Raw genomic sequence first — 23,773 nt, forward strand, 5'->3', positions numbered from 1 at the left:
ACGCTTATTGCCTATTGCCTATAGCTTACAGCAAAAAATAAAATGAAAAAATATACCAACACAGGCAGTAAAGATACCCGTTCAGGATTTGGAGCTGGAATGACTGAATTAGGTCAAAAAAACGAAAACGTAGTTGCACTTTGTGCGGATTTAATTGGATCATTAAAATTTGATGATTTCAAGAAAAACCACCCAGAGCGTTTTTTCCAAATTGGAATTGCAGAAGCAAATATGATTGGAATTGCAGCGGGTTTAACTATTGGTGGAAAAATTCCTTTTACAGGAACTTTCGCTAACTTTTCTACAGGAAGAGTGTATGACCAAATTCGTCAATCAGTTGCCTATTCAGATAAAAATGTAAAGATTTGTGCTTCTCACGCTGGATTAACGCTTGGAGAAGACGGAGCTACGCACCAAATCTTAGAAGATATCGGTTTGATGAAAATGTTACCTGGAATGACCGTAATCAATACGTGTGATTACAACCAAACCAAAGCAGCCACTTTAGCTTTAGCCGATCATCACGGACCAGCTTATTTACGTTTTGGTCGCCCAGTAGTGCCTAACTTTATGCCAGCTGACGAACCTTTCGTAATTGGAAAAGCAATCATGTTAAACGAAGGAACAGATGTTACGATTATTGCAACTGGACATTTAGTTTGGGAAGCTTTAGTTGCAGCAGAAGCTTTAGAAGCAAAAGGAATTTCGGCAGAAGTAATTAACATTCACACGATTAAACCTTTAGACGAAGAAGCTATTTTAAAATCGGTGAAGAAAACAGGTTGTGTAGTTACAGCGGAAGAGCATAACATCATTGGTGGTTTAGGAGAAAGCGTTTCTAGAACGTTAGTCCAAAACCATTTAGCACCACAAGAATTTGTAGCAGTAAACGACAGCTTTGGAGAAAGTGGAACACCAGACCAATTAATGGAAAAATACAAATTAAACAATCAAGCGATTGTGGAAGCTGTAGAAAGAGTTATCAAAAGAAAGTAATTTTCTTTTAAATTTATATAGAAATCCCCAAGCAATTGGGGATTTTTTTTGTTAATGGAATTTGTAAATAATTTTTTATATTTGAAAGACGCAACTTTGTAGCTCCAATCTAACCTATTATTAGGTGAAATATGTGAAAGTCTGTTGCACATATTTACTAGTTGGCAGTAATGCTAAAAAGACTGCATAATAGAAGAAAGCTTATGACCGATTCAAATTATTTTGACAGAAAAGAATTAGACAAATTTCTTTCATTATTGGTATCAGCAAAAAAACTAAATACAATTGAGAGTTACATTTATATCAAGAATATTCTCAATATGGTTGAGTTTCCTGTACCTTTCTTTGTATATCCAAAAGGACAAAGATTTGTAAGAACACGTGTCCACACAAATAATGAAGACTACTTTAGAGAAGTTGATCAACTAACTTATCGAAAAGACATCCAAAATATAACAAAGTTTGGACGTGCAAATGAACCTGGACAATCATTATTTTATTGTTCAAATGATGACACACTATCTTTTGTAGAAACAAGCCACATTGCAAGAAACCTTGAAGAGAAAGAATTTGAATTTTCTACAAATAGTTTATGGATTGCACAAGAGAATTTATCTTTAGTAAGTTTACTAACAAATGATGATATAAAAGGAAAACATTCAGAAATTGATTCTTTGAGTAAAAGTTTTGAATCCTTAATAAATAGTCAAGGTGACGAAAGTGCAGAAGTAGTTCGTGAATTGCTTAATTTCATGTCTAAAGAGTTTTCACGTGTTGCTGAAAACGATTCTAATCATTATAAAATTACCGCCGCTTTTTCAAATTATATATTTGACGAATTTGAAAACGTTGATGGAATTTTATATCCAAGTACTTTATATCCAACAAAAGGTTTCAATTTTGTATTCAAGCAATCGACAGTTGAAAATAAATTGAAATTTTATGTTGCTAGTAGGCGAAAAATGGTCTTCAATGGAGAGAAAAGTTATTATGAAACTGAAATGATAGATTCTCAAGTTAATACTAATCAAAGCAACACAATTATTTGGTAAAACATTACTGCTAACAGCGGTTTCATACAATTGCGAATTTTGTAGTAAAATCACGTTTACATTTCGCAAGAAATTTTATCATTAACAAAATAATAGGTTACGAAGTCTACCACATTGTAATAATTCAAAATTATTCGTATTAATTAATGATAGGCTAAATTGAACAGCATATTTTATTTCAAAGGTTTTTTTATTTTAAAAAAATTATATTATCATTGTATTCAACTAAACTAGTATTAAACCAAGCTCCATAAATATGAAAAAAATCCTTTTATTATTAGCATTGACTACGTTTACCATGAATGCCCAAGAAAAATTCGATTTCCCATTGAATGAAAACGGGCAGATTATCTTCTCGGAAGTTGTATCTGCGGAAGGAAAAACCAAAGATGACTTGTTTAACAACTCCAAAATGTTCTTTGTAAATATCTATAAAGAAACACAGGATAAGATTAAGCAGGATAAGGAAGCCTTGTCGGTTACTGACACTCAGTATTCTTTCATGACGATTAAGGCAAACGGAAGCGAGACAAAAGTAAAATTATTTTATACTATTTCTATTATGTCAAAAGACGGCAAATACAAATACGAAATAAAAAATATCTTCATCAAGTCGAGTGCTGAAACAACTGTAGAGAAAATGTTTGATAAATTGGCTTCCGAAAAAGCGGTGGAAAATCCAAAATTAATGGAAACTCTTAAAGCTTATTATGCAGGAATCAATTCTACAATTGAAACCATTAAAAGCGACATTAAAAAGGAAATGGCTAAATCTAGCGCAGCAAAAAGCGACTGGTAGTTTAATTACTTACAAGATATACTAAAAAACGCTGTCAAAAAAAATTGACAGCGTTTTTTATTTTACTTAAATAAGTTTTAATTCAACCCTCTAAAAAACTCCAATAAAATCCCATTATTCTCTTTTTCGGGTGTAAAAATTTCTAGAATACTTGGTTTTTCGTTTTGGTTTAGGAATGCAGTATATTGTTGTTGTAATGAAGTTTCATCATTCGCTTCAAAATAATCAAAGCCATACATTTTGGCTAAATGTGATGCGTTTAATTGGTGCGAAGTCTCAAAATACGTGTTAAACGTTTCCGTTTCTTGATGACCTGGTAGGATTCTAAAAATCCCTCCACCGCTGTTATTCAGTAAAATAATCTTAAAGTTTTTTGGAATGTAATTGTTCCACAAAGCGTTGCTGTCGTATAAAAAGCTAATATCGCCCGTAATCAACATCGTTGGCAAATCAGACGCTAAAGCTGCTCCAATGGCTGTAGAAGTGCTTCCATCGATACCACTTGTTCCTCGATTACAAAAAACTTGAATGCTTTTATCTAAATCAAACAACTGTAAATAACGTATCGCCGAACTATTGCTTACTTGCAATTGACTATTTTTTGGAACATTTTGACAAATAAAATCAAACACTTTAAAATCCGAAAATGGTATTTTTGCAGTGTATTCTTGATGCTTTACTACTCTATCTTTCCAAATAGTAGAAATACTTGATTTATAAAAACTTTCAATCGTTTTTTCAGTTAATAACTGACTCAAAAATGTATTGATTTTCGTTTCAAAATGATTCGTAAGCGCTCCAAAAGTATCATACGCTCTTAATTCATCTACATGCCAATGATGTGCTGGTTTGTATTTTCGTAAAAACGCTTTGATACGTTTCGAAACCACCATTCCGCCAAAAGTCAATAGAATATCTGGTTGAAACGCTTTAAAATCTTCATCCGTAAAAGGCGTAATCAAAGTATCAATTTGGTCGAAGAATGTTGGGTGATGTAAGTTAGATGTTTTTTCGGTTAAAACCACAACACTTGGGTCATTCGCTAAAACATTCAAATAGGTTTGCTCAACCGAATTTGGGAACAACTCTCCTACTAAAACTAATTTCTTAGTGGCTTTGTTCCAAGTTTCAATAGTTGAATTTCCTAAAGAGAAAGTTTTGCTTTCAGTATTAAAATCGACAATTTCAGGTTGTACTTGTAATTCGGAAACGGTTTCATACAAAGGTTCTTCAAAAGGCGCGTTAATGTGAACTGGCCCTTTTTGGGTAACCGAAACATGCAATGCCATTTGAATGTTATTGTCGTTTTCAGTCGATACATTTTCTTGCAAATTAGCATTGTACAAACTGTGATTCGCAAACACGTTTTCCTGACGAATGGTTTGTCCGTCGCCAATATCAATCTTATTTTGTGGTCTATCCGCTGAAATAACAACCAATGGGATTTGGCTATAAAAAGCCTCCGCAATTGCAGGGTAATAATTCAGTAAAGCGGAACCTGATGTACAAACTACAATAACAGGTTCTTGCAACTGTTGGGCAATTCCTAAAGCAAAAAATGCAGCACAACGTTCGTCAGCAATACTGTAACATTTGAAATACGGATTATTTGTAAATCCAATAGTCAAAGGAGCATTACGCGAACCCGGAGAAATTACGATATGTTGGACTCCTTTTTGTTGGCAAATTTCGATAATGCTTTGCGCTAAAGGAATTTTTGGATACATCATTTTTAAAAAAATAACTGGACTACAAAGTTACGAAGTTGAAAAGGTTTTTAGTACTTTTACTACGTAATTTCTTTACAAAATGGATATAAAAATTAGAGACTACCAAATAGCAGATTGTACTGCAATTTTAGACATCATCAACGATGCAATTTTGCATTCGACCGCTTTATACGATTACAACGTGCGAACATTAGCCACGCAAGAAGCAATTTTTGAAGAAAAACTTCAGAAAGGGTTTCCTGTTATCGTTGCCGAAATAAATAATGAAGTCATTGGCTTCGGTTATTACAGCGAATTCCGTTTCAGAGAAGCGTATAAATTCACGGTAGAACATTCGGTTTATGCGAACAAGAATTCTATCGGGAAAGGCATCGGAAAATTATTATTGACCGAATTAATCGAAAGAGCAAAAAAACAAAATCTCCACACGATGATTGGTGTAATCGATTCAGAAAACACGAATAGCATCGATTTTCATAAAAAATTTGGTTTTGAAGAAGTTGGGTTTTTAAAAGAATCGGGATATAAATTTGAACGATGGTTGCATTCTGTTTTTGTTCAGAAAATGCTTTAAAATTAGTCGCAGTTCTCAGTCGCAGTCAACAGATACTGAAAACTGCAACTGAAAACTGAATACTAAATTATTTCCCTTCAATCCAATTTACGATTTCAGCATCAGTCGGCAACGTTCTTGGAGAAACTACTTTTGCTAATTCACCGTTTTCATTGATTAGGTATTTTTGGAAGTTCCATTGTACTTCGCTGTCTTCTAATCCGTTTTTGGCTTTTTGCGTTAAAAATTGATACACTGAATGCATATCACCACCTTTCACCGAAATTTTAGCCATCATTGGAAACGAAACACCATAATTTTTTTGACAAAAAGTAGCAATTTCTGAATTACTTCCGGGTTCTTGTGCTCCAAAGTTATTCGCAGGAAAACCTACGATTACGAAATTTTTGTCTTTATACTTTTCGCAAATCGCTTGTAATTGTTCATATTGCGGTGTTAAACCACATTCTGAAGCGGTATTGACTACTAAGATTTTCTTCCCTTTTAAGGTTGAAAAATCAAAAGTATCGCCACTCAAATCTTCTACTTTAAACTGATAAATCGTTTCTTTTGCCATAGGTGTTGTAGTTGCTGCTGCAGTAGCTTTTTGCTTTTTTTGTGCCTGATTTTGACAACTATAAAACAAAGCTACTACTGAAAACAAGGTTACTAATTTCTTCATCTCTTTTTTTATTTCAAATTTAGGGTTTTAAAATGCAATTTTTGATAAACATTTCTTAAAAAAAATGGTCGCTAATTAGCGACCAAATTCTTATTTTTTATAATACTTCTTGTACGGAAAGTAAGCTATTGCTGCAATTACCAAGACAATTGCTAAAATAATGAAGTAATAGGTTACGTTTTGTTTTTCACCCGAAGCGTAACTGTGCAAACCGCTTAAGTGGAAATTTACTCCAAAATACGTCATTAAAATCGAAGCAAAAGCTAAAACACTCATTACGTTATAAATCCATCTTCCTCTTAAAGCAGGAACAAAACGTGCGTGAATTACAAACGCATATACCATAATACTGATTAACGCCCAAGTTTCTTTTGGATCCCAACCCCAATAACGTCCCCAACTTTCATTTGCCCATTGCCCGCCAAGGAAGTTTCCTATGGTTAACATGACCAAACCTACGGTTAACGCCATTTCATTAATATACGTAATTTCGTCGATGCTTAATTTCATTCTTTCTTTGTTCTTTTCGTTGGTGAAAATCATTAAGAATAATGAGACTAAACCTAAAACCATCGCTAGGGTAAATGGTCCGTAACTAGCAACTATTACCGCTACGTGAATCATTAACCAATACGAATTTAAAACAGGTTGTAAGTTTCCAATTGTTGGATCCATCCAATTCCAATGTGCAATCATCAAAATCATTGCAGTTACAAAAGCTGTTGAAGCTACTGTTAGTTTCGAATCTTTTCCGAAAGCTAATCCAAAGAACATCGTTGCCCAAGCTACATAAATCATACTTTCATACGCATCACTCCAAGGCGCGTGACCTGAAATGTACCATCTTACAATTAATCCTGCTAAATGCAATATGAAAAACAAACCGATTAATCCATGAAAAACATTGATAATGGTTCGGATTACTTTTGAATCTTTGAAAATTTGAACAATACAGAAAACCAACATTAAAAGACCAGCCAACATATACATATAGTACAATCTCTTGAAAATATCGTACTTGTTGTATGTGATTTCAGAACTGATTTTACTTTCTGAAAGCATAACGGCAGAACCGTATTTCTTTTGGTATTCGTTTAATCCTTTTAAAAGACTATTTGGTAATTCGTAATTATTACTTTTCGAAGCTTTTTCTAAAGCATTTAAGTAAAACGGCATTACGTTTTTTATCGAATCTAAAGCGGTTCCTGTTGGTTGGTTGACTTCTAAAAACGAAACCCATTTATTCGATTTATCACCTGGAACTGGGAACACTTTTAAAATTTGTCCACTTAAAGCTGAATATAAAAGGTTTACTTTTTTATCAGCTTCAATAAAATCTTTTTGAAATTGATTTGGAACTGGTTCTTTGTAAGCGGTTTCTAAAAATTTGGCTAATTTGTAGTTTCCAGTTTCATCAAAAAATGAAATAAGTGGCGCATATTTAGCTTCTTTTTCAACACCAATTAATTTACGAATACTATCGTTTCCTCTCTTCAAATAAATGATTGGCAAACCATACCAATATTGAGGAAATTGAGTCATCGATAAAAACGCTTGGTCCGAATTCATCCCTTCATATGTATCGCTTTTTGATACTTTACGAAGTAATTCAGACGAAAACGTATTGATAGGCTTCATTCGCCCATTATCTTGAATTACTACTTTTCCAAATTCGCTCGCGTGCTCTTTCGAAATTTCGTGCTCCTTTAATAATTTTAGAATTTCTTCTTTACTTGGTTGGTGATTGTGCTCTTGAGCAAATGTCAACGTAGAGAATAAAATCAAAAAGACGCTTAATAAACCAGCTTTCTTTGTCTTTACTTTTTCTAATTTCTCTTTCAAACTAGCAAAACGAGTATTTTTATTGAATAAGATAGCCATCATTCCGAAGTATAATAAGAAATAACCAATATACGTAATCCAAGTTCCCCAGAAATCGTGACTTACCGATAAATTTGTTCCTTTTTCATCTGGATCAAATCCGGCTTGAAAGAATCTAAATCCTCTGTAATCTAAAATATTGTTCATAAAAACACTGTCTTTAAATGTTTTCTTTTGTTCGGTATCAATAACTTCGATTTTACTTTTGAAAGCCGAATAACTGTTTTCAGTTCCTGGATATTTATCGGCAATGAAATCGTCTAATTTAATTGTAAATGGTGTATTATATACTTTACTTCCGAAGAATAACGTAAATTCTAAATCACCAATTTTTACGCTTTGTGGCACTCCTTGTTTTCCTCTTGCTCCTACTAAAGTTAAAACTTCTTCTCTCCCTTGTGTTTTGATTTTAACTTTCAAAGCATCATCGGTTTGTTTGTCTTTGAAATCATTATTCGATTTAAAAGTCAATTCACCTTTAATTGCTGGCTCTGGAAATACAAACTGAGCACCGCCAATATTATACAACGAACGCAACATTAAAGGTTGTACTGAATCTTTAACAACTTTACCTTGCAATTTATCAGCCATTCGCATAAAATCACCCTCAAAAGGCGTTTGAATGGTATAAGCTTCCGCAATTTTAGTAATGTTTATTGCGCCTTCTGTATATTTATTAAAAGCAAAAAGTACATTGTGTAAATTTTGAACTTCGCCTTCTTTTAAATAGTGTTCGTGACGTGTTCCTCCACTCGACTCTACCATTTTAATCATCAACTGTCCGCTTTCTGAAGCTACAACAGTTTCCGTTGCGTTCATAACAAACTCTTGGTGTTCTACTTCGAATGGAATACCACTGAATTCACCACCCATTGAAAAATCATTGCTAGCAAACGTATTCAAAAAAGCATCATCTTTAATTTCTGGAGCTAAAATCAAATCTTTTTCAAAAGTCTTACGTCGCATTTGACCTTCATGATTTCCATCTACTAGAACAGTTAAATACGGTTTATCGGAATAAATGATATTTGCAGATTCTCCTTCTCTAATAGGCATCATTCCTTCGTAACTAATATAACGCGTAATAAAAGCACCTACAATAATTAGAATAAAAGAAAGGTGTAATAATAAGGTAGCCCAATTTTCCTTTTTATGTAACTGATAACGTTTGATGTTTCCAATAAAATTGATTACAAAAAACACCATAATGACTTCAAACCAAACGGCATTGTAAACAATAACTCTTGCAGTATCAGTATTATAAGCATCTTCAATAAAAGTTCCGGCTGCCATGGCTACAGCAAAAGCAATGAATAAAAAAGCCATTAAGCGTGTGGAAGATAACAGGGATAGTATTTTTTTCTCCATGAGTTGGGAATACGTTTTTTATAAATTGGCACAAATGTACTCAAAAACAAAAACTTTTCCGCGAAGTTTAACAAAGGTTTGAGTAATTTATATTCGAATGATTTTAATACAACATTTTTACTTCTTTGACATCGAAAAAGGTTACCGAATCATCTTCCAATAAAACTTCTAATTTACCTTCTTTTGTTACCTTTTGAATTTTTCCAACAAAACGATTTCCTGAAGCAGATTCGAAAGTTGAAACTACCTCTTTCTTAAACAAAATAGCATGATAAGCGTTCCAAAAATAATCTTCGTTAAGATTTTTCAGTTGATTTAAATTAAATTCTAATCGGTTTACGATAGAAATTAAAAGTGCGTCTCTATCAAATAATTGGTTTTCCAATAAAAATAAAGACGACGCTTGTGGCAAATTTTCAAACTGAGATTGATTCACATTCAAACCAATCCCGATTATCGATTGCACTTCATTCTGATTTTTGAATGTATTTTCAATCAAAATGCCAGCAATTTTCTTATTCTCTGCCAAGATGTCATTAGGCCATTTGATAGCAAAATTTAAATTACTAAAGGTTTTCAGTGCTTCAACCACACTTAAAGCCACAACAATATTCAAGGTAAATAAACTTGTAATCTCTTGTGTTTTTTGATTATATAAAACACTAAAAGCTAGATTCTTACCCACTTCAGAAGTCCAACCCGAACCTCTTTGTCCTCTCCCTTGTGTTTGCGATTCGGTGCTAACAACTGTGAAATTTTCACAACTTTCTTGAGCCGCAAGTGCTTTCAAAAAACTATTAGTAGAATCTATGGCATCGAGTTTGATTATCTTCATAATACAATAACAAAATTTAATCTTATGTTAAGGTTCAAAAATAATCACAAAAAATGATACCTTTGCATAAATACAAAAATAATAAATGGCGAAGAAGCAGATTAATAATGATGATTTATTAGCAAACATCATCAAAGGGATTGAAGAAGTAAAAGGCGAAAATATTGATATTCTTGATTTAAGAGAAATTGACAACACCGTTTGTGATTACTTTATTATTTGTAATGGAAATTCAAATACTCAAGTAAATGCAATTGTTGGTTCAGTACAAAAAATCGTTTCTAAAGAATTAAAAGATAAACCATGGCACGTTGAAGGTGCAGAAAATGGAGAATGGGTTTTAATGGACTACGTTAATATTGTAGTACATGTTTTTCAAAAACACATTCGTGAATACTACCGAATTGAGAGTTTATGGGGTGATGCAAAAATCACAACCATTGAAACTAAATACTAAAATTTCTTATGGCACAAAATAGTAATTCTAACTTTAAGTTTAGTCCATGGATGAGTATTGGACTGGTTATTGTCATTTTCTTTACCATTAATTTATTTACTACTGGTTTTGATTTAAGCAATCCTGCGCCAACCACATTATCAAAATTTTATCAATATTTAGATAAAAATCAGGTAGAAAAAGTAGTCTTTACAAATACAAAAGCAACAGTTTACTTGAAAAAAGCAGCTTTAACAGATAAAGCGCACGATAAAGTAAAAAATGATGTTTTAGGAAAACTAAATACGAAAGGACCTCACTATTTCACAGAAATTGGTGATTTAAAAACCTTTCAAGAAAATTTACAAAAAGCGTCAAGCGAAGGCAAACTTTCAGATTACGAGAAAGAGCCTGAAAGTATGTGGGGTGAAATCATCTCAATGCTTTTACCTATCCTACTTTTAGTTGGGCTTTGGATCTTTATGATGCGAAGAATGTCAGGTGGTTCTGGTGGTGGTGGTGGACAAATCTTCAGCATTGGTAAATCGAAAGCTAAACTATTTGATGAAAAGAACGATACTCGTGTAACTTTTGAAAACGTTGCGGGATTAGAAGGTGCAAAAGAAGAAATTCAAGAAATTGTAGAATTCTTAAAAACACCTGAAAAATACACTTCAATTGGTGGTAAAATTCCAAAAGGAGCTCTATTAGTTGGACCTCCAGGAACAGGAAAAACATTATTAGCTAAAGCCGTTGCAGGTGAAGCTAAAGTGCCTTTCTTCTCTTTATCAGGTTCTGATTTTGTAGAAATGTTTGTTGGAGTTGGAGCTTCTCGTGTTAGAGATTTGTTCAAACAAGCCAAAGAGAAATCACCATCTATCATTTTCATTGATGAAATTGATGCTGTGGGTAGAGCTCGTGGAAAAAACAACATGACAGGTGCTAACGACGAAAGAGAAAATACATTAAATCAGTTATTGACTGAAATGGATGGTTTTGGTACTAATTCAAATGTAATTGTATTAGCTGCTACTAACCGTGCTGATGTTTTAGACAAAGCTTTATTACGCGCTGGTCGTTTTGACAGACAAATTTATGTAGACTTACCAGACATTAGAGAACGTAAAGAAATTTTTGAAGTGCATTTAAAACCTTTGAAAAAATCAGAAGAATTAGATACCGAATTTTTAGCAAAACAAACACCAGGATTCTCTGGAGCTGATATTGCTAATGTTTGTAACGAAGCGGCTTTAATCGCTGCTCGTAAAGATAAAAAAGCGGTTGACAAACAAGATTTTTTAGATGCTGTTGATAGAATCATTGGTGGTTTAGAAAAGAAAAATAAAATTGTTACACCAGCTGAAAAACGTGCAATTGCCATTCACGAAGCAGGACACGCTACTGTTAGTTGGATGTTAGAACACGCAGCACCACTTGTAAAAGTAACGATTGTTCCTCGTGGACAAAGTTTAGGAGCGGCTTGGTATTTACCAGAAGAAAGACTGATTGTAAGACCTGACCAAATGCTAGACGAAATGTGTGCAACTATGGGCGGAAGGGCTGCTGAGAAAGTAATTTTCAATGAAATTTCAACAGGTGCTTTGAGCGATTTAGAGAAAGTAACGCGTCAAGCTAGAGCGATGGTAACCATTTATGGATTGAATGATAAGCTAGGAAACATCACATATTACGATTCAACTGGGCAATCTGATTACAATTTTTCTAAACCGTATTCTGAAGAAACGGCAAAGGTTATTGATACTGAAATTTCTAAATTAATTGAAGAGCAATATCAAAGAGCAATTCACATTTTAGAAACAAACAAAGAAAAGCTAACTCAATTAGCTGATATTCTGATAGAAAAAGAAGTGATTTTCAAAGATGATTTGGAAACTATTTTCGGAAAAAGACCTTTTGACAAAGAAGAAGAAATTCCTACTGCGGAATAAGGACTTATCAACAAAATAATATTAATAAAAAACTTAGTTCCTTAGGAAAAGAACTAAGTTTTTTTTTATCTTTGATTTTCACACAATAAAAAACGACTAAAGATACATGAGTCTTTTTAGAAAATTTTTTGGCACTTCGGGAGACGAAGACGAAAGCGACAAGAAACAAGAAGTTAAAAGTCCTTATGCGCCTGACACTACCTTGCCTATAGACGAACAATTTACTTTCAATTTTAAAGAAAATGGAGGTAAATTTATTTATTGTGAAAATTTAGATGAAATTGCCGAGAATTTTGAAAATATTTTAGAAGAAAACGATTGGTTTGAAAGTAACGCACAATGTTATGACAACAGATTACTTTATCTTCTTGACGACAATAAACTAACCTACAATAATACTACACCACCTGTGTTTTTTCTCTCTTCTTGCGAAAATTTAATTGCAGATGAAGGCTCTATCTTATTCTCATCTAATCAGTTTAAGCACTTCAAACCAAATGAACTGCCTACAAACATGATTATTTTCGCTACCACAAGTCAAATTGTAAATAGCAAAAGTGATGGCTTAAGGCGAATTAAAAACACACACGAAAAAAATTACCCTTCTAATATTACCACCATAAAATATTTTGAAGAAGTAAAAGAACAGGATTTTCTTCACTATGGAAGTTGCCATAAAAATCTTTACCTACTTCTTTTAGAGGATTTATAATGAATGAAACGCTAAAAAGAGCATTATCTGGAGCCGTTTATGTTGTTTTACTACTAGGCTGTATTTCTTATTCTAGAGAGGGTTTAGCCATTCTTTTTGGTGCTTTTTTGATTATTGGAGTCTACGAATTCTGCAAAATGTGTGGATTGAACCTCTATGTTAGCATTCCTGTTGCCGCTGCTTCCTATTATTTCTTATGGAATAAAAACTCCGATTTAAATTTAAATACAGCATTAACTGCTATAGCGGTTATAATTTCGGTTAAATTATTACTGTATCTTTTCAATACAAAAAAAACCAATTTTCAACTTTATACACGCTACTTTTTACTGTTTGGATACGTAATTCTTCCTTTTATCTTGGCGAATTATGTTGCTATGGGAGTAAAAGGATACAATCCGAAAATTTTAATTTCAATTATTGTTTTAATTTGGACCAACGATACTTTTGCTTATTTAGTTGGAAAAAACATCGGGAAAAATAAACTTTTTCCAAGTGTTTCTCCTAAAAAAACTATTGAAGGTTTTGCTGGCGGTTTAGTATTTACCATCATTGGCGGTGCTTTATTGGCTAATTATTACATCATGGCTTCAACGCTATACATTTGGATTGTGATTGCAGCTATCGTGAGTGTTTTCAGTACGTTAGGCGATTTAATCGAATCAAAATTAAAACGTGTTGCCGGCATAAAAGATACCGGAAATATAATGCCTGGTCACGGAGGTATTCTAGATCGACTAGATAGTATTATATTTGTAATTCCATTTATTAATTTATTTTATTTAATTTTATACTATGTTTCATAAAGAAGGTTCAAAAATCATTTTAATTACCCTGCTTTTAGTTGTGGGTATTATTTTCTTAACCGATGAATTTGTTGCTATAAATTGGTTACGAACTATTTTATACTTATTCGCATTAGTAATTTTAGTTTTAGTTTTACAATTCTTTAGAAACCCAACTCGAGTTGCTGATAACAGCGACAATCATATTTTAGCACCAGTAGACGGAAAAGTAGTAGTTATTGAAGAAGTTTACGAACCTGAATATTTCAAAGACAAACGTTTGATGGTTTCTATCTTCATGTCGCCAATAAATGTGCACGTTACGCGTTATTGTGTAAACGGAATCGTAAAGTACAGCAAATATCACCCAGGAAAATATTTAGTAGCTTGGCATCCAAAAGCAAGTGAAGAAAACGAAAGAACCACTGTTGTTATCAACAATAGAGTGTATGGCGAAATCTTATACCGTCAAATTGCAGGTGCTTTGGCAAGACGTATTGTAAATTACGCTCAAGAAGGCATGCGAGTGGTTCAAGGTAAAGATGCAGGATTTATTAAATTTGGTTCAAGAGTAGATATTTATTTACCATTGGGAACTGAAGTTAATGTAAAATTAGGTGATAAAGCTATCGGAAACAAAACCGTTATTAGTAAAAAAGCATAAAGAATGAGCGAAAAGGATATTAATACTTTATTTGACGAAGCATTTGCTAACGCACAGTTGATTCCGCAAGAATCTGTGCCACAGGATATGCAATTAATATTGTATGGTTTGTACAAACAAGCTACATCCGAAACCACAAACCCTTTATTATTTCAAAATCCTCAGGATATTAGAAATGCTTTCAAATTAAATGCTTGGATGCAAGTAAAACATCTGAAACCAGATGATGCCAAAGCAGAATACATCAATATCATCAATAAATTACTGAAAGAACGTAACTTATAATCTGCATTACAAATGAAAAAGTCATTATTGATTTTGGCTTGTATATCATTTATGATGACGAGCTGTAAAAAGGAAAACGAATTAGAAGAAGTTAAAATTCCAGATCCAGAAGTTGAAACTAAAATTTCAGCATTAGGAAATCCAGCCGATGTTAAAGTTACTGAAGGTGGTATTTTTCAAATGCGTGGACTTAAATACGCTTACGACGATTTACAACCTCATATTGATGGTCGAACGATGGAAATTCATTATTCGAAACATCATTTAGGTTACGCTAACAAACTAAACAAAGCCGTAATTGGTACTGATTTAGAATTAAAAACCGTAGAAGACATCTTAAAAAACTTAGATGTAAACAATAAAGAAATCCGAAATAACGCTGGTGGCTACTACAACCACAATTTATTTTTCGAAATTTTAAACCCAAAAGGTGGTGGCACTCCTACTGGCGCCCTTGCCGAAGCCATAACTGCCGAATTAGGTTCGTTTGACAACTTACAAAAACAACTTACAGAAGCCGCAGCAGGACAATTTGGAAGTGGCTGGGCTTGGCTAGTAGTTACAAGAGATGGAAAATTAGCTGTAACTAGCACCGCCAACCAAGACAACCCCTTAATGCCAAACGCCGAAGTAAGAGGTACGCCTATTTTAGCTATTGACGTTTGGGAACACGCCTACTACTTAAATTACCAAAACAAACGCAACGAATATTTAACCGCTATTTTCAATGTAATCGATTGGAATGTAGTGAATATTAAATACGAAACGGCGATTAGTAAGATATAATTTAATTAATTAAACGCTAAAAATAGCACTAATATAACCAATTTTGGATGTATATGCGAAAGTTTGTTTCGAATATATACTAATTATGTTACATATATGAGAAACTTTGTCTTAGCCATATTATTCTCGATTTCTTCTAATTTACATTGTCAAATTATTGGAAGAATGACACTTCATAATGAAGGAGCTTGGTCAATGATTTCAGTTAATGGTGAAACTCCATATAAAACGACCGATGGCGAAGGAAATTTTGAATTAAAACTTCCAAAAACTAAGAATGATATTTTCATCTTATCATCATGGATTTCAATTGAAATAAAGAATGTACCAAACTCAAAAAAAGTAAATATTGGAGAAATAAGTTTGCCGTTGAGAAAATCTATTTCAGTGAAAGAATATGAAGATTTATCGAGCAAAGAAAAAGAGTTATGTATTCCAGTTCGACATTGGACAGAGCTTCTTGGTTACGAATTCAAGAATCAACTATCAGAATCATGTTTAACCTTTAAATGTGGACAAATAAAATATGAAATTTGTGAATTCAAATTCGACATTGAAAATCAAAAAGTTATTATTGATTGGAAAAAGGTTAAGGTCTGTGAAGAATAAACGTTAAATAACTCATGCTAGCGCGAGCGTCACACTCGTGAACACAAACTAAATTTATAAAATCACAATGGTCACGAGCATAATACTCGCACCAGCCAATAAAAAAATCCCAATCTTTCGATTGGGATTTTCTATATTACTTCGTTAAGTACATTTTTCTTCTAGCGTACAAATCATAGAATTGATCGTCTTTTAAATCATCTATGAATAGGATGCTTTCTCCAGTTGATTTCATTTCTGGTCCTAATGCTTTGTTTACATTTGGAAACTTACTGAAAGAGAAAACGGGTTGCTTAATCGCATATCCTTTTAATTGCGGATTGAAAGTAAAATCGGTTACTTTATTGTGACCTAACATTACTTTTGTTGCATAATTTACATACGGTTCGCCATACGCTTTTGCAATAAACGGCACGGTACGAGATGCTCTTGGATTCGCTTCAATAATATAAACCGTATCGTCTTTTATCGCAAACTGAATATTGATTAAACCAACAGTTTGTAATGCTCTAGCGATTTTTTCGGTGTGGTCTTTGATTTGTTGCATTACAAATTCGCCCAAGTTAAACGGAGGCAAAGTCGCGTTACTATCACCCGAGTGTACTCCACAAGGCTCAATGTGCTCCATAATTCCTATGATGTACACATTTCCATCAGCATCGCAAATTGCATCTGCTTCTGCTTCGATAGCGCCATCTAAATAATGGTCTAATAGCAATTTATTTCCTGGAATCGATTTTAATAAATCAATTACGTGCTCTTCTAATTCTTGTTTGTTGATGACAATTTTCATTCCTTGTCCACCTAATACATAAGAAGGACGCACTAATAATGGGAAGTCTAACGAATCTGCTAATTTAGAAGCTTCTTCAGCACTTTCCGCAATTCCAAACTTAGGGAATGGAATGTTTAATTGCGTTAACAAATCGGAGAAACGTCCTCTATCTTCAGCTAAATCCAAAGCATCGAATGAAGTTCCTAAAATTTTGATTCCGTATTTGGCTAATTTTTCTGCTAATTTTAAAGCTGTTTGTCCACCTAACTGAACGATTACACCTTCTGGTTTTTCGTGTTGGATGATATCGTAAATATGTTCCCAAAAAACAGGTTCGAAATACAATTTATCTGCCGTATCAAAATCAGTAGAAACCGTTTCTGGATTACAGTTAATCATAATCGTTTCATAACCACATTCTTTCGCAGCTAAAACTCCGTGAACACAAGAATAATCAAACTCAATTCCTTGTCCAATTCTATTTGGTCCAGAACCTAAAACCACTACTTTCTTTTTATCCGTAACAATACTTTCATTGTGAACGTATTTCGTTCCGTCTGCTTTTTCAATTTCTGCTTCGAAAGTCGAGTAAAAATAAGGCGTTACCGCTTTAAATTCCGCCGCACACGTATCTACTAATTTGTAAACACGTTTGATATTTTGTTCGTCACGTAATTTATGCACTTGACTTTCCAAACAACCCATCATGTGCGCAATTTGGCGGTCTCCGTAACCTTTTTGTTTTGCTTCTAACAGCAATTCTCTTGGTAATGTATCTACTTTATAATTCGAAATTTCTCTTTCTAAGTGGAATAGTTCTTCATATTGTTTTAAGAACCACATGTCTATTTTAGTAATCTCATGAATTCTGCTTAATGGAATTCCCATTGCAATTGCATCGTAGATTACGAAAACTCTGTCCCAACTCGCGAAAGTTAATTTTTCGATGATTTGTTCATAGTTTTTATAACCTTTTCCGTCTGCTCCTAACCCATTACGTTTGATTTCTAACGACTGAGTAGCTTTGTGAAGCGCTTCTTGGAACGAACGTCCAATTCCCATCACTTCTCCTACCGATTTCATTTGAAGTCCTAACGTACGGTCTGAACCTTCAAATTTATCGAAGTTCCATCTTGGTATTTTTACGATTACATAATCTAACGTAGGCTCAAATAAAGCCGAAGTTGATTTTGTAATTTGATTTTGTAATTCATCTAAGTTGTAACCTAAAGCTAATTTCGATGCGATTTTAGCAATTGGGTAACCCGTAGCTTTTGATGCTAGTGCAGAAGAACGCGATACACGTGGATTAATTTCAATAGCCACAATATCTTCTTTATCATCTGGCGAAACTGCAAATTGAACGTTACAACCTCCAGCAAAATTTCCGATAGAGCGCATCATTAAAATCGCCATATCACGCATTTTTTGGAATGTCGTGTCTGACAAAGTCATCGCTGGCGCAACTGTAATCGAATCTCCAGTATGAATTCCCATTGGATCCATATTTTCAATCGTACAGATGATAACTACGTTGTCATTACTATCGCGTAATAATTCTAATTCGTATTCTTTCCAACCCATTAAAGCCTTATCAATCAACACTTCGTGAATTGGAGATGCTTCTAAACCATAAGTTAAAGCACCATCAAAATCTTCTTTTTTGTAAACAATTGCTGCTCCAGTTCCTCCTAAAGTAAACGAAGGACGGATTACTAATGGAAAACCAAACTCCTGAGCAATTTCTTTTCCTTGTAAGAAAGAGTTAGCCGTTTTAGCCGGAGCTTGCGGAATTCCGATTTTGTTTAATAAGTTTTTGAATTGCTCTCTATCTTCAGTAATATTGATGGCATTGATATCTACACCAATTAATCGCACTCCGAAATCTTTCCAAATTCCTTTTTCATCCGCTTCAATTGCTAAATTAAGTGCTGTTTGTCCACCCATTGTTGGTAAAACAGCATCAATTTGTGGATGTGCTTTTAGGATTTCAATAATAGATTTTGTGGTAAGCGGTTTTAAGTAAACATGATCGGCCATAGTTGGGTCGGTCATGATCGTTGCAGGGTTTGAGTTAATTAAGATAACTTCAATTCCTTCCTCTCGAAGTGAACGAGCCGATTGAGAACCTGCGTAGTCAAATTCGCAAGCTTGACCAATAACGATAGGTCCTGATCCAATAATTAATACCGATTTGATTGTTGTGTCTTTAGGCATTTTTTGTTGTTTTGTTGTTGTGGGTTGTAGTTATAATGCAAGTATAAAATTACTAATTTTCAAAGGGTTACATCAAAAAGAGCTTTAAAACTTATTAAATTTTATAAACAGTTTAAAAAAAAGCCGCTACTAATAAAAGTAACGGCTGATATATTGTTTTAAGCTAAAACATTATTTTTTGTGTCTTGGTTCGCAAGAAACAGTTAACTTATGTCTTCCTTTAGCTCTTCTACGAGCAAGCACTTTTCTTCCATTAGCAGAAGCCATTCTATCCATGAAACCGTGCTTATTTCTTCTTTTTCTTTTTGATGGTTGAAACGTTCTCTTACTCATTGTAGTATCTTTTAAAATCTATAAATAAAAATCTTTTTTAAAACTCATAGGTTTCCTGTCCTGAAAACCGAGTGCAAATATACAAAGACTTTTTTCATTCGCAAGTACTTTTTTAAAAATATTTTTAATTCATTTTATTATCTTTGCAGTCAACAAATATACACTATAATGTTTCATAAAAATATCAAATTAGTTCTTGCCGCTTTAATTATAGCATTTGGAATTTATCAATTTACAGAAAGTAATATCGGAAATGGTATCTTTTTGTTATTATTCTCTACTATTTTTATTTTCTTATACTTTAAAAATGAGTTTATTTTATTGGCTTTTTTAAAGTTACGAAAACAAGATTTTCCTGGAGCACAAAAATGGTTATCATACATTAAAAACCCTGAAGCTGCTTTGGTACAAAAACAACAAGGTTATTTTAATTACTTACACGGTTTAATGGTTTCGCAAACTAATTTAATTGAAGCTGAAAAATATTTCAAAAAAGCAATTGCTCTTGGTTTATCTATGGATCAAGATTTAGCTTTAGCTAAATTACAATTAGCTGGGATTGCGATGACAAGAAGAAGAAAAATGGAAGCTACCGCTTTATTAAACGAAGCAAAGAAGCTTGACAAACAAAATATGTTAAAAGATCAGATTAAAATGATGAAAGATCAAATGAAAAAAATGTAATTCATTCATTTTCAATATAAAAAAGCACCTTTCGAGGTGCTTTTTTATGTTATTTATTTTCCTAATAACATCTTTCCTGCAATTAATAAAAGAATAAATCCAAATACTTTCTTCAACATTTTTTGATCTAAATTAACCGCCATTTTACTTCCAAAATACCCTCCAATAACAAAAAACACAGCAATTATTCCTACATAACGCCAATCGATATAGCCTTCTTTGTGATAGGTATACACCGCAATTGCCGTTACCGGAACAACTAAAACCGCTAAACTAGTTCCTTGTGCTTGATGCTGATTAAATCCTAAAAGCAACACCAACAAAGGCACCATAATTACGCCGCCTCCTACTCCAACCAATCCACTTAAGATTCCTGCTAAAACACCAATTAATACTAAAGATAGAACTACTTGAATATCCATTGGGCGCTTATTGTTTGTTATATCCTGAAGTTGGTATTTCGATTTCATATTTTTTACCTGTTGTAACCGTTAATTTTTTATCTCGTAACCAAGGATTGTGGATTTTTAAAATCTTATAATTTACACCTTGTGTTTTAGCAAATTTTGCTAAATCGGTAATGGAAGAATCAATCACAATTTTTTTTGTTGGAATAGCATAATACAAGGCTTCATTTGGAATTCTAAATCCGTATTTATCTGAATTTTTCATGATTTCTTTCAGAGCTAAAATTCGGAAAACATATCGTGAAGTTTCTTCTGTAAGCAATAAATCATAGTAATTATCCACTTGTTGTTCTTCCATTTTTTTGTTAATTCCGTTCATTCCTCCATTATATGAAGCCGCTGCTAACGTCCATGAACCGAATTTTTCTTTGGCAACTAATAAATATTTACAAGCTGCTTCTGTAGATTTTTCTAAATGATAGCGTTCGTCTACCTCATCGCTCACTTCCATTCCTTTTTCTTTGGCTGTTGCTGGCATAAATTGCCAAACACCTCTTGCTCCTGCTGGAGAAACAGCGTTTACCAAACTACTTTCAATTACTGCCAAGTATTTAAAATCATCAGGAACTCCATATTTTGCTAAAATGGGTTCGATAATAGGAAAAACTTTATTCGCACGTTTGATTACCAAAGTGGTATTAGTGTGATAATTCATATTGGTAATCATTTCTTTATCTAAACGCTCCTGAACATCCGCCATAAATGTTGGCACTTCCTCTCCAGAAAAATCCATTTTCAAATTATATCCAATTGGAGAAAATTTTGCTTTATCTGAAACTACTCCATAAATAAGGAAACTTGCCAATACAGCAACCATTCCAATAATTACTACCTTCTTCGTCATATACTTTTTCATTTTTATTCGTTTAGAATTAATTTAGGTAAATTTTCATTCAACCACTTGAACTTATTTACAATCATTATATGTGTTCCACCTTTTAAGACAATACAATTTTGAATATGTTTTATTGGAAAAACTTCGTCGGCATCACCATGAATGTGAATTACATTTTCATTTGCTTTTTTTTGCGACCAAATCAACGCGTTTTCGATAGCCCAATCTAAATATTTTTTATCTCTTACCGACAAATATTTTTCATAAAGTTTTAATCTTTTTGCAACTATATTGTTTCCAAAGGCATATTTCACTAACAATTCTACATTCGACAACAATTGTGTTGGCAATAATTTGTAGGCTTTTGTTGCTCTTGCAATTTTTAATCTTGGCGGAAATTCGGAATTTGATTTTACACTCGAGATGATAATTACTTTACGAACTTTCATTTGCTTTGCTATTTCCTGCACCAAAATTCCTCCAAATGAAACTCCAACTAAAACAGGATTTTCATCTTGAATTTTATCAGTCATTCGAAGCGCGTAACTTTCGATACTTTCTTTATCATTGGGCAAAAACCATTCCAAAAAATGCATTTCAAATTGGTCTTCTGGTAATTTTATATTTTCGAAAATTGTAGGACTTGCCGCCAAACCTGGCATGAAATAAACTGGAATCTTACTCATTACCATTATATTAAAAAAGTTTCGTAAATTTGCACTCTAATTGAAGTTATCATGGAAATCAAAGATAATGAACTTTTAAGACAATTTGAAATTATTACGGAAACTGGTTTGGTTGCAATTGAGTACTCTGTACAAGAACGCAAGCTGTTTTTAACCAAATTTTGCAATAACAATAATGAAGATGAAGAGTTGCATCATGAATTTATTAAAACCGTATTAGAACTAGCTGAAGAACGAAAACTAAAAGTGGTGCCAACGCACGCAAAGTTCATAAGTTTCTTTAGAAAAAACAGAAAATATCGAGAGCTTTTGCCTCCAGGGTTAATGATTTAATCCAAAAAAAAATCCCAAGTTTAATAGACTTGGGATTTTTTTATGCTTCTACGTTTATGAATTCCATTCTTACACTTCCGTCTTCATCTATTTTGGTTAGATTAATTTCGTGTAATGTATTCACTAATTCTGGATTCCAAGGTGTTTTTACTTTTACGTAATTCTCGGTAAATCCGTGAATGTAACCTTCTTTATTTTCGCTTTCGAATAAAACTGTCCTGTTAGTTCCAATTTGACTTTCGTAAAACGCTCTTCTTTTCTTTACGGAAAGTCCGCGTAACATTTTACTTCTTTTTGAACGTACATTAGCTGGCACTACTCCATCCATGTCAACCGCTTCTGTATTATCTCTTTCCGAATAAGTAAAAACATGTAAATACGAAATATCTAAATCATTCAAAAAATGATACGTTTCTAAGAAATGTTCATCAGTTTCGCCTGGAAATCCAACAATAACATCCACTCCAATACAAGCATGTGGCATTACTTCGCGAATTTTTGCAACACGTTCTGTATACAATTCACGCATGTAACGACGTTTCATTTTCTTTAAAATATCATTAGAACCCGATTGTAATGGAATATGAAAATGCGGTACGAATGTTCGGCTTTGCGATACGAATTCAATAGTTTCGTTTTTAAGTAAATTAGGTTCGATAGAAGAAATACGTAAACGCTCGATACCTTCTACTTCATCTAAAGCTTTTACTAAATCTAAGAAAGTGTGTTCGTGTTTTTTATTTCCGAATTCACCTTTTCCGTAATCACCAATATTTACTCCAGTTAACACAATTTCTTTGATGCCTTGCTGTGAAATTTCAGAAGCATTTTTCAATACATTTTCTAATGCATCACTTCTAGAAATTCCTCTTGCTAAAGGAATCGTGCAATACGTACATTTATAATCGCAACCATCTTGTACTTTTAAGAAAGCACGAGTTCTGTCGCCAATCGAATAACTTCCTACGTAAAAATCAGCTTCTTCAATTTCGCATGAGTGTACTTCACCCATGTCGTTCTTCGACAAGTCATTGATATAATCGGTGATTTTGAATTTTTCTGTCGCTCCTAAAACCAAATCAACACCATCAACTGCGGCTAATTCTTCTGGCTTTAATTGAGCATAACAACCAACTGCTGCTACAAAAGCTTTATCATTCAGCTTCATTGCTTTTTTGACAATTTGCTTGAATTGTTTGTCGGCATTATCAGTAACCGAACAGGTATTAATTACATAAATATCTGCAATTTCTTCGAAATCAACACGTTCAAAACCTTCATTTTGAAAATCACGTGCAATAGTAGACGTTTCTGAGAAGTT

Annotated in this window: 24 protein-coding genes; 14 read left to right on the forward strand and 10 right to left on the reverse strand. The window is 33.2% G+C overall.

All coding sequences use genetic code 11. The features are described from left to right. Window positions 1-42: 42 nt before the first annotated feature. The 3 genes from B2741_RS00750 (at window position 43) to B2741_RS00760 (ending at window position 2,847) form a co-directional block, all read left to right on the forward strand. A complete protein-coding gene (locus tag B2741_RS00750; protein WP_291134502.1) occupies window positions 43-996 on the forward strand; it encodes a transketolase family protein in 954 nt (317 codons plus the stop codon). 203 nt (window positions 997-1,199) lie between these two features. Then, window positions 1,200-2,048 (forward strand): RES domain-containing protein, encoded by an 849-nt coding sequence (locus tag B2741_RS00755; protein WP_291134504.1) that lies wholly within the window; start codon window positions 1,200-1,202, stop codon window positions 2,046-2,048. Window positions 2,049-2,304: 256 nt separating this feature from the next. Beyond that, window positions 2,305-2,847: a DUF4468 domain-containing protein gene (locus B2741_RS00760; RefSeq protein ID WP_290821230.1), complete on the forward strand. Its 543-nt coding sequence runs from the start codon at window positions 2,305-2,307 to the stop codon at window positions 2,845-2,847. A gap of 77 nt (window positions 2,848-2,924) precedes the next feature. Here B2741_RS00760 and menD read toward each other — a convergent pair whose 3' ends face one another. Continuing rightward, window positions 2,925-4,577 carry a 2-succinyl-5-enolpyruvyl-6-hydroxy-3-cyclohexene-1-carboxylic-acid synthase gene (gene menD, locus B2741_RS00765; RefSeq protein WP_291134507.1) on the reverse strand — a complete coding sequence of 551 codons (1,653 nt, stop codon included), beginning with the start codon at window positions 4,575-4,577 and terminating at the stop codon, window positions 2,925-2,927. A gap of 79 nt (window positions 4,578-4,656) precedes the next feature. Here menD and B2741_RS00770 point away from each other — a divergent pair, with 79 nt between their 5' ends. After that, complete coding sequence (locus B2741_RS00770; protein WP_291134508.1) at window positions 4,657-5,151, forward strand: GNAT family N-acetyltransferase; 495 nt, start codon at window positions 4,657-4,659, stop codon at window positions 5,149-5,151. 67 nt (window positions 5,152-5,218) lie between these two features. Here the strand turns inward: B2741_RS00770 and B2741_RS00775 are convergent, their stop codons facing one another. From B2741_RS00775 to B2741_RS00785, 3 genes are all read right to left on the reverse strand, one after another. Continuing rightward, window positions 5,219-5,812, reverse strand: coding sequence for a glutathione peroxidase (locus B2741_RS00775; protein WP_291134510.1), 594 nt, complete (start codon window positions 5,810-5,812; stop codon window positions 5,219-5,221). A gap of 90 nt (window positions 5,813-5,902) precedes the next feature. Continuing rightward, complete coding sequence (gene ccsA, locus B2741_RS00780; protein ID WP_291134512.1) at window positions 5,903-9,061, reverse strand: cytochrome c biogenesis protein CcsA; 3,159 nt, start codon at window positions 9,059-9,061, stop codon at window positions 5,903-5,905. Window positions 9,062-9,164: 103 nt separating this feature from the next. Further along, on the reverse strand, window positions 9,165-9,896 hold the full coding sequence (locus B2741_RS00785) for a biotin--[acetyl-CoA-carboxylase] ligase (protein ID WP_291134514.1): 732 nt from the start codon (window positions 9,894-9,896) through the stop codon (window positions 9,165-9,167). 85 nt (window positions 9,897-9,981) lie between these two features. On the opposite strand from B2741_RS00785, the gene rsfS reads away from it, so the two are divergent. From rsfS to B2741_RS00825, 8 genes are all read left to right on the forward strand, one after another. Next, window positions 9,982-10,353 (forward strand): ribosome silencing factor, encoded by a 372-nt coding sequence (gene rsfS, locus B2741_RS00790; protein WP_153201805.1) that lies wholly within the window; start codon window positions 9,982-9,984, stop codon window positions 10,351-10,353. Window positions 10,354-10,361: 8 nt separating this feature from the next. Next, a complete protein-coding gene (ftsH, locus tag B2741_RS00795; protein WP_291134519.1) occupies window positions 10,362-12,281 on the forward strand; it encodes an ATP-dependent zinc metalloprotease FtsH in 1,920 nt (639 codons plus the stop codon). Window positions 12,282-12,387: 106 nt separating this feature from the next. Beyond that, the gene (locus B2741_RS00800) at window positions 12,388-12,993 is read left to right on the forward strand and encodes an LUD domain-containing protein (RefSeq protein ID WP_291134521.1); all 606 of its coding nucleotides are present in this window, start codon (window positions 12,388-12,390) and stop codon (window positions 12,991-12,993) included. Beyond that, window positions 12,993-13,799, forward strand: coding sequence for a phosphatidate cytidylyltransferase (locus B2741_RS00805; protein ID WP_291134523.1), 807 nt, complete (start codon window positions 12,993-12,995; stop codon window positions 13,797-13,799). Before B2741_RS00800 ends, B2741_RS00805 begins: the two co-directional genes overlap by 1 nt. Beyond that, window positions 13,789-14,442: a phosphatidylserine decarboxylase family protein gene (locus B2741_RS00810; RefSeq protein WP_133610776.1), complete on the forward strand. Its 654-nt coding sequence runs from the start codon at window positions 13,789-13,791 to the stop codon at window positions 14,440-14,442. The genes B2741_RS00805 and B2741_RS00810 overlap by 11 nt, the downstream gene beginning before the upstream one ends. A gap of 3 nt (window positions 14,443-14,445) precedes the next feature. Continuing rightward, window positions 14,446-14,727, forward strand: a complete 282-nt coding sequence (locus B2741_RS00815) for an acyl-CoA-binding protein (protein ID WP_133610778.1) — start codon at window positions 14,446-14,448, stop codon at window positions 14,725-14,727. 12 nt (window positions 14,728-14,739) lie between these two features. Further along, window positions 14,740-15,513, forward strand: coding sequence for a superoxide dismutase (locus tag B2741_RS00820; RefSeq protein WP_291134527.1), 774 nt, complete (start codon window positions 14,740-14,742; stop codon window positions 15,511-15,513). A gap of 96 nt (window positions 15,514-15,609) precedes the next feature. Then, on the forward strand, window positions 15,610-16,122 hold the full coding sequence (locus B2741_RS00825; RefSeq protein WP_291134529.1) for a hypothetical protein: 513 nt from the start codon (window positions 15,610-15,612) through the stop codon (window positions 16,120-16,122). Between the two features lie 136 nt (window positions 16,123-16,258). Here the strand turns inward: B2741_RS00825 and carB are convergent, their stop codons facing one another. Both carB and rpmH read right to left on the reverse strand, forming a co-directional pair. Continuing rightward, entirely contained in the window at window positions 16,259-19,114 is a 2,856-nt protein-coding gene (gene carB, locus B2741_RS00830) for a carbamoyl-phosphate synthase large subunit (RefSeq protein WP_291134531.1), read from the reverse strand. A 171-nt stretch (window positions 19,115-19,285) separates the two neighbouring features. Further along, window positions 19,286-19,447 (reverse strand): 50S ribosomal protein L34, encoded by a 162-nt coding sequence (gene rpmH, locus B2741_RS00835; RefSeq protein WP_007136275.1) that lies wholly within the window; start codon window positions 19,445-19,447, stop codon window positions 19,286-19,288. A gap of 168 nt (window positions 19,448-19,615) precedes the next feature. Here rpmH and B2741_RS00840 point away from each other — a divergent pair, with 168 nt between their 5' ends. After that, complete coding sequence (locus B2741_RS00840) at window positions 19,616-20,131, forward strand: DUF2892 domain-containing protein (protein WP_133610784.1); 516 nt, start codon at window positions 19,616-19,618, stop codon at window positions 20,129-20,131. Between the two features lie 53 nt (window positions 20,132-20,184). Here B2741_RS00840 and B2741_RS00845 read toward each other — a convergent pair whose 3' ends face one another. From B2741_RS00845 to B2741_RS00855, 3 genes are read right to left on the reverse strand one after another with little or no spacing between them, the layout of a single operon-like run. Then, complete coding sequence (locus B2741_RS00845; protein WP_291134533.1) at window positions 20,185-20,553, reverse strand: sulfite exporter TauE/SafE family protein; 369 nt, start codon at window positions 20,551-20,553, stop codon at window positions 20,185-20,187. Between the two features lie 7 nt (window positions 20,554-20,560). Continuing rightward, window positions 20,561-21,454 carry a lytic transglycosylase domain-containing protein gene (locus B2741_RS00850; protein ID WP_291134535.1) on the reverse strand — a complete coding sequence of 298 codons (894 nt, stop codon included), beginning with the start codon at window positions 21,452-21,454 and terminating at the stop codon, window positions 20,561-20,563. Window positions 21,455-21,456: 2 nt separating this feature from the next. Continuing rightward, window positions 21,457-22,119: a YqiA/YcfP family alpha/beta fold hydrolase gene (locus B2741_RS00855; protein ID WP_291134538.1), complete on the reverse strand. Its 663-nt coding sequence runs from the start codon at window positions 22,117-22,119 to the stop codon at window positions 21,457-21,459. A 51-nt stretch (window positions 22,120-22,170) separates the two neighbouring features. On the opposite strand from B2741_RS00855, the gene B2741_RS00860 reads away from it, so the two are divergent. Further along, window positions 22,171-22,452, forward strand: a complete 282-nt coding sequence (locus tag B2741_RS00860) for a GNAT family N-acetyltransferase (protein ID WP_133610790.1) — start codon at window positions 22,171-22,173, stop codon at window positions 22,450-22,452. Between the two features lie 40 nt (window positions 22,453-22,492). On the opposite strand, the gene mtaB is transcribed toward B2741_RS00860, so the two are convergent. Next, a partial coding sequence (gene mtaB / locus B2741_RS00865; protein ID WP_291134544.1) for a tRNA (N(6)-L-threonylcarbamoyladenosine(37)-C(2))-methylthiotransferase MtaB occupies window positions 22,493-23,773 on the reverse strand: 1,281 nt, incomplete at its 5' end.

Origin of the sequence: Flavobacterium sp. UBA7663 (assembly GCF_002483315.1) — a bacterium.
Taxonomy (GTDB): domain Bacteria; phylum Bacteroidota; class Bacteroidia; order Flavobacteriales; family Flavobacteriaceae; genus Flavobacterium.

Bases quoted from the DNA above. Each gene is read 5' to 3' on its own strand.
- B2741_RS00750 (WP_291134502.1), top strand. From the start codon at position 43: ATGAAAAAATATACCAACACAGGCAGTAAAGATACCCGTTCAGGATTT.
- menD (WP_291134507.1), bottom strand. From the start codon at position 4,577: ATGATGTATCCAAAAATTCCTTTAGCGCAAAGCATTATCGAAATTTGC.
- B2741_RS00815 (WP_133610778.1), top strand. From the start codon at position 14,446: ATGAGCGAAAAGGATATTAATACTTTATTTGACGAAGCATTTGCTAAC.
- B2741_RS00760 (WP_290821230.1), top strand. From the start codon at position 2,305: ATGAAAAAAATCCTTTTATTATTAGCATTGACTACGTTTACCATGAAT.
- B2741_RS00770 (WP_291134508.1), top strand. From the start codon at position 4,657: ATGGATATAAAAATTAGAGACTACCAAATAGCAGATTGTACTGCAATT.
- B2741_RS00825 (WP_291134529.1), top strand. From the start codon at position 15,610: ATGAGAAACTTTGTCTTAGCCATATTATTCTCGATTTCTTCTAATTTA.
- B2741_RS00785 (WP_291134514.1), bottom strand. From the start codon at position 9,896: ATGAAGATAATCAAACTCGATGCCATAGATTCTACTAATAGTTTTTTG.
- B2741_RS00820 (WP_291134527.1), top strand. From the start codon at position 14,740: ATGAAAAAGTCATTATTGATTTTGGCTTGTATATCATTTATGATGACG.
- rsfS (WP_153201805.1), top strand. From the start codon at position 9,982: ATGGCGAAGAAGCAGATTAATAATGATGATTTATTAGCAAACATCATC.
- B2741_RS00850 (WP_291134535.1), bottom strand. From the start codon at position 21,454: ATGAAAAAGTATATGACGAAGAAGGTAGTAATTATTGGAATGGTTGCT.
- B2741_RS00810 (WP_133610776.1), top strand. From the start codon at position 13,789: ATGTTTCATAAAGAAGGTTCAAAAATCATTTTAATTACCCTGCTTTTA.
- B2741_RS00845 (WP_291134533.1), bottom strand. From the start codon at position 20,553: ATGGATATTCAAGTAGTTCTATCTTTAGTATTAATTGGTGTTTTAGCA.
- B2741_RS00855 (WP_291134538.1), bottom strand. From the start codon at position 22,119: ATGAGTAAGATTCCAGTTTATTTCATGCCAGGTTTGGCGGCAAGTCCT.
- B2741_RS00755 (WP_291134504.1), top strand. From the start codon at position 1,200: ATGACCGATTCAAATTATTTTGACAGAAAAGAATTAGACAAATTTCTT.
- B2741_RS00840 (WP_133610784.1), top strand. From the start codon at position 19,616: ATGTTTCATAAAAATATCAAATTAGTTCTTGCCGCTTTAATTATAGCA.
- B2741_RS00800 (WP_291134521.1), top strand. From the start codon at position 12,388: ATGAGTCTTTTTAGAAAATTTTTTGGCACTTCGGGAGACGAAGACGAA.
- B2741_RS00775 (WP_291134510.1), bottom strand. From the start codon at position 5,812: ATGAAGAAATTAGTAACCTTGTTTTCAGTAGTAGCTTTGTTTTATAGT.
- rpmH (WP_007136275.1), bottom strand. From the start codon at position 19,447: ATGAGTAAGAGAACGTTTCAACCATCAAAAAGAAAAAGAAGAAATAAG.
- ftsH (WP_291134519.1), top strand. From the start codon at position 10,362: ATGGCACAAAATAGTAATTCTAACTTTAAGTTTAGTCCATGGATGAGT.
- B2741_RS00860 (WP_133610790.1), top strand. From the start codon at position 22,171: ATGGAAATCAAAGATAATGAACTTTTAAGACAATTTGAAATTATTACG.
- ccsA (WP_291134512.1), bottom strand. From the start codon at position 9,061: ATGGAGAAAAAAATACTATCCCTGTTATCTTCCACACGCTTAATGGCT.
- B2741_RS00805 (WP_291134523.1), top strand. From the start codon at position 12,993: ATGAATGAAACGCTAAAAAGAGCATTATCTGGAGCCGTTTATGTTGTT.
- carB (WP_291134531.1), bottom strand. From the start codon at position 19,114: ATGCCTAAAGACACAACAATCAAATCGGTATTAATTATTGGATCAGGA.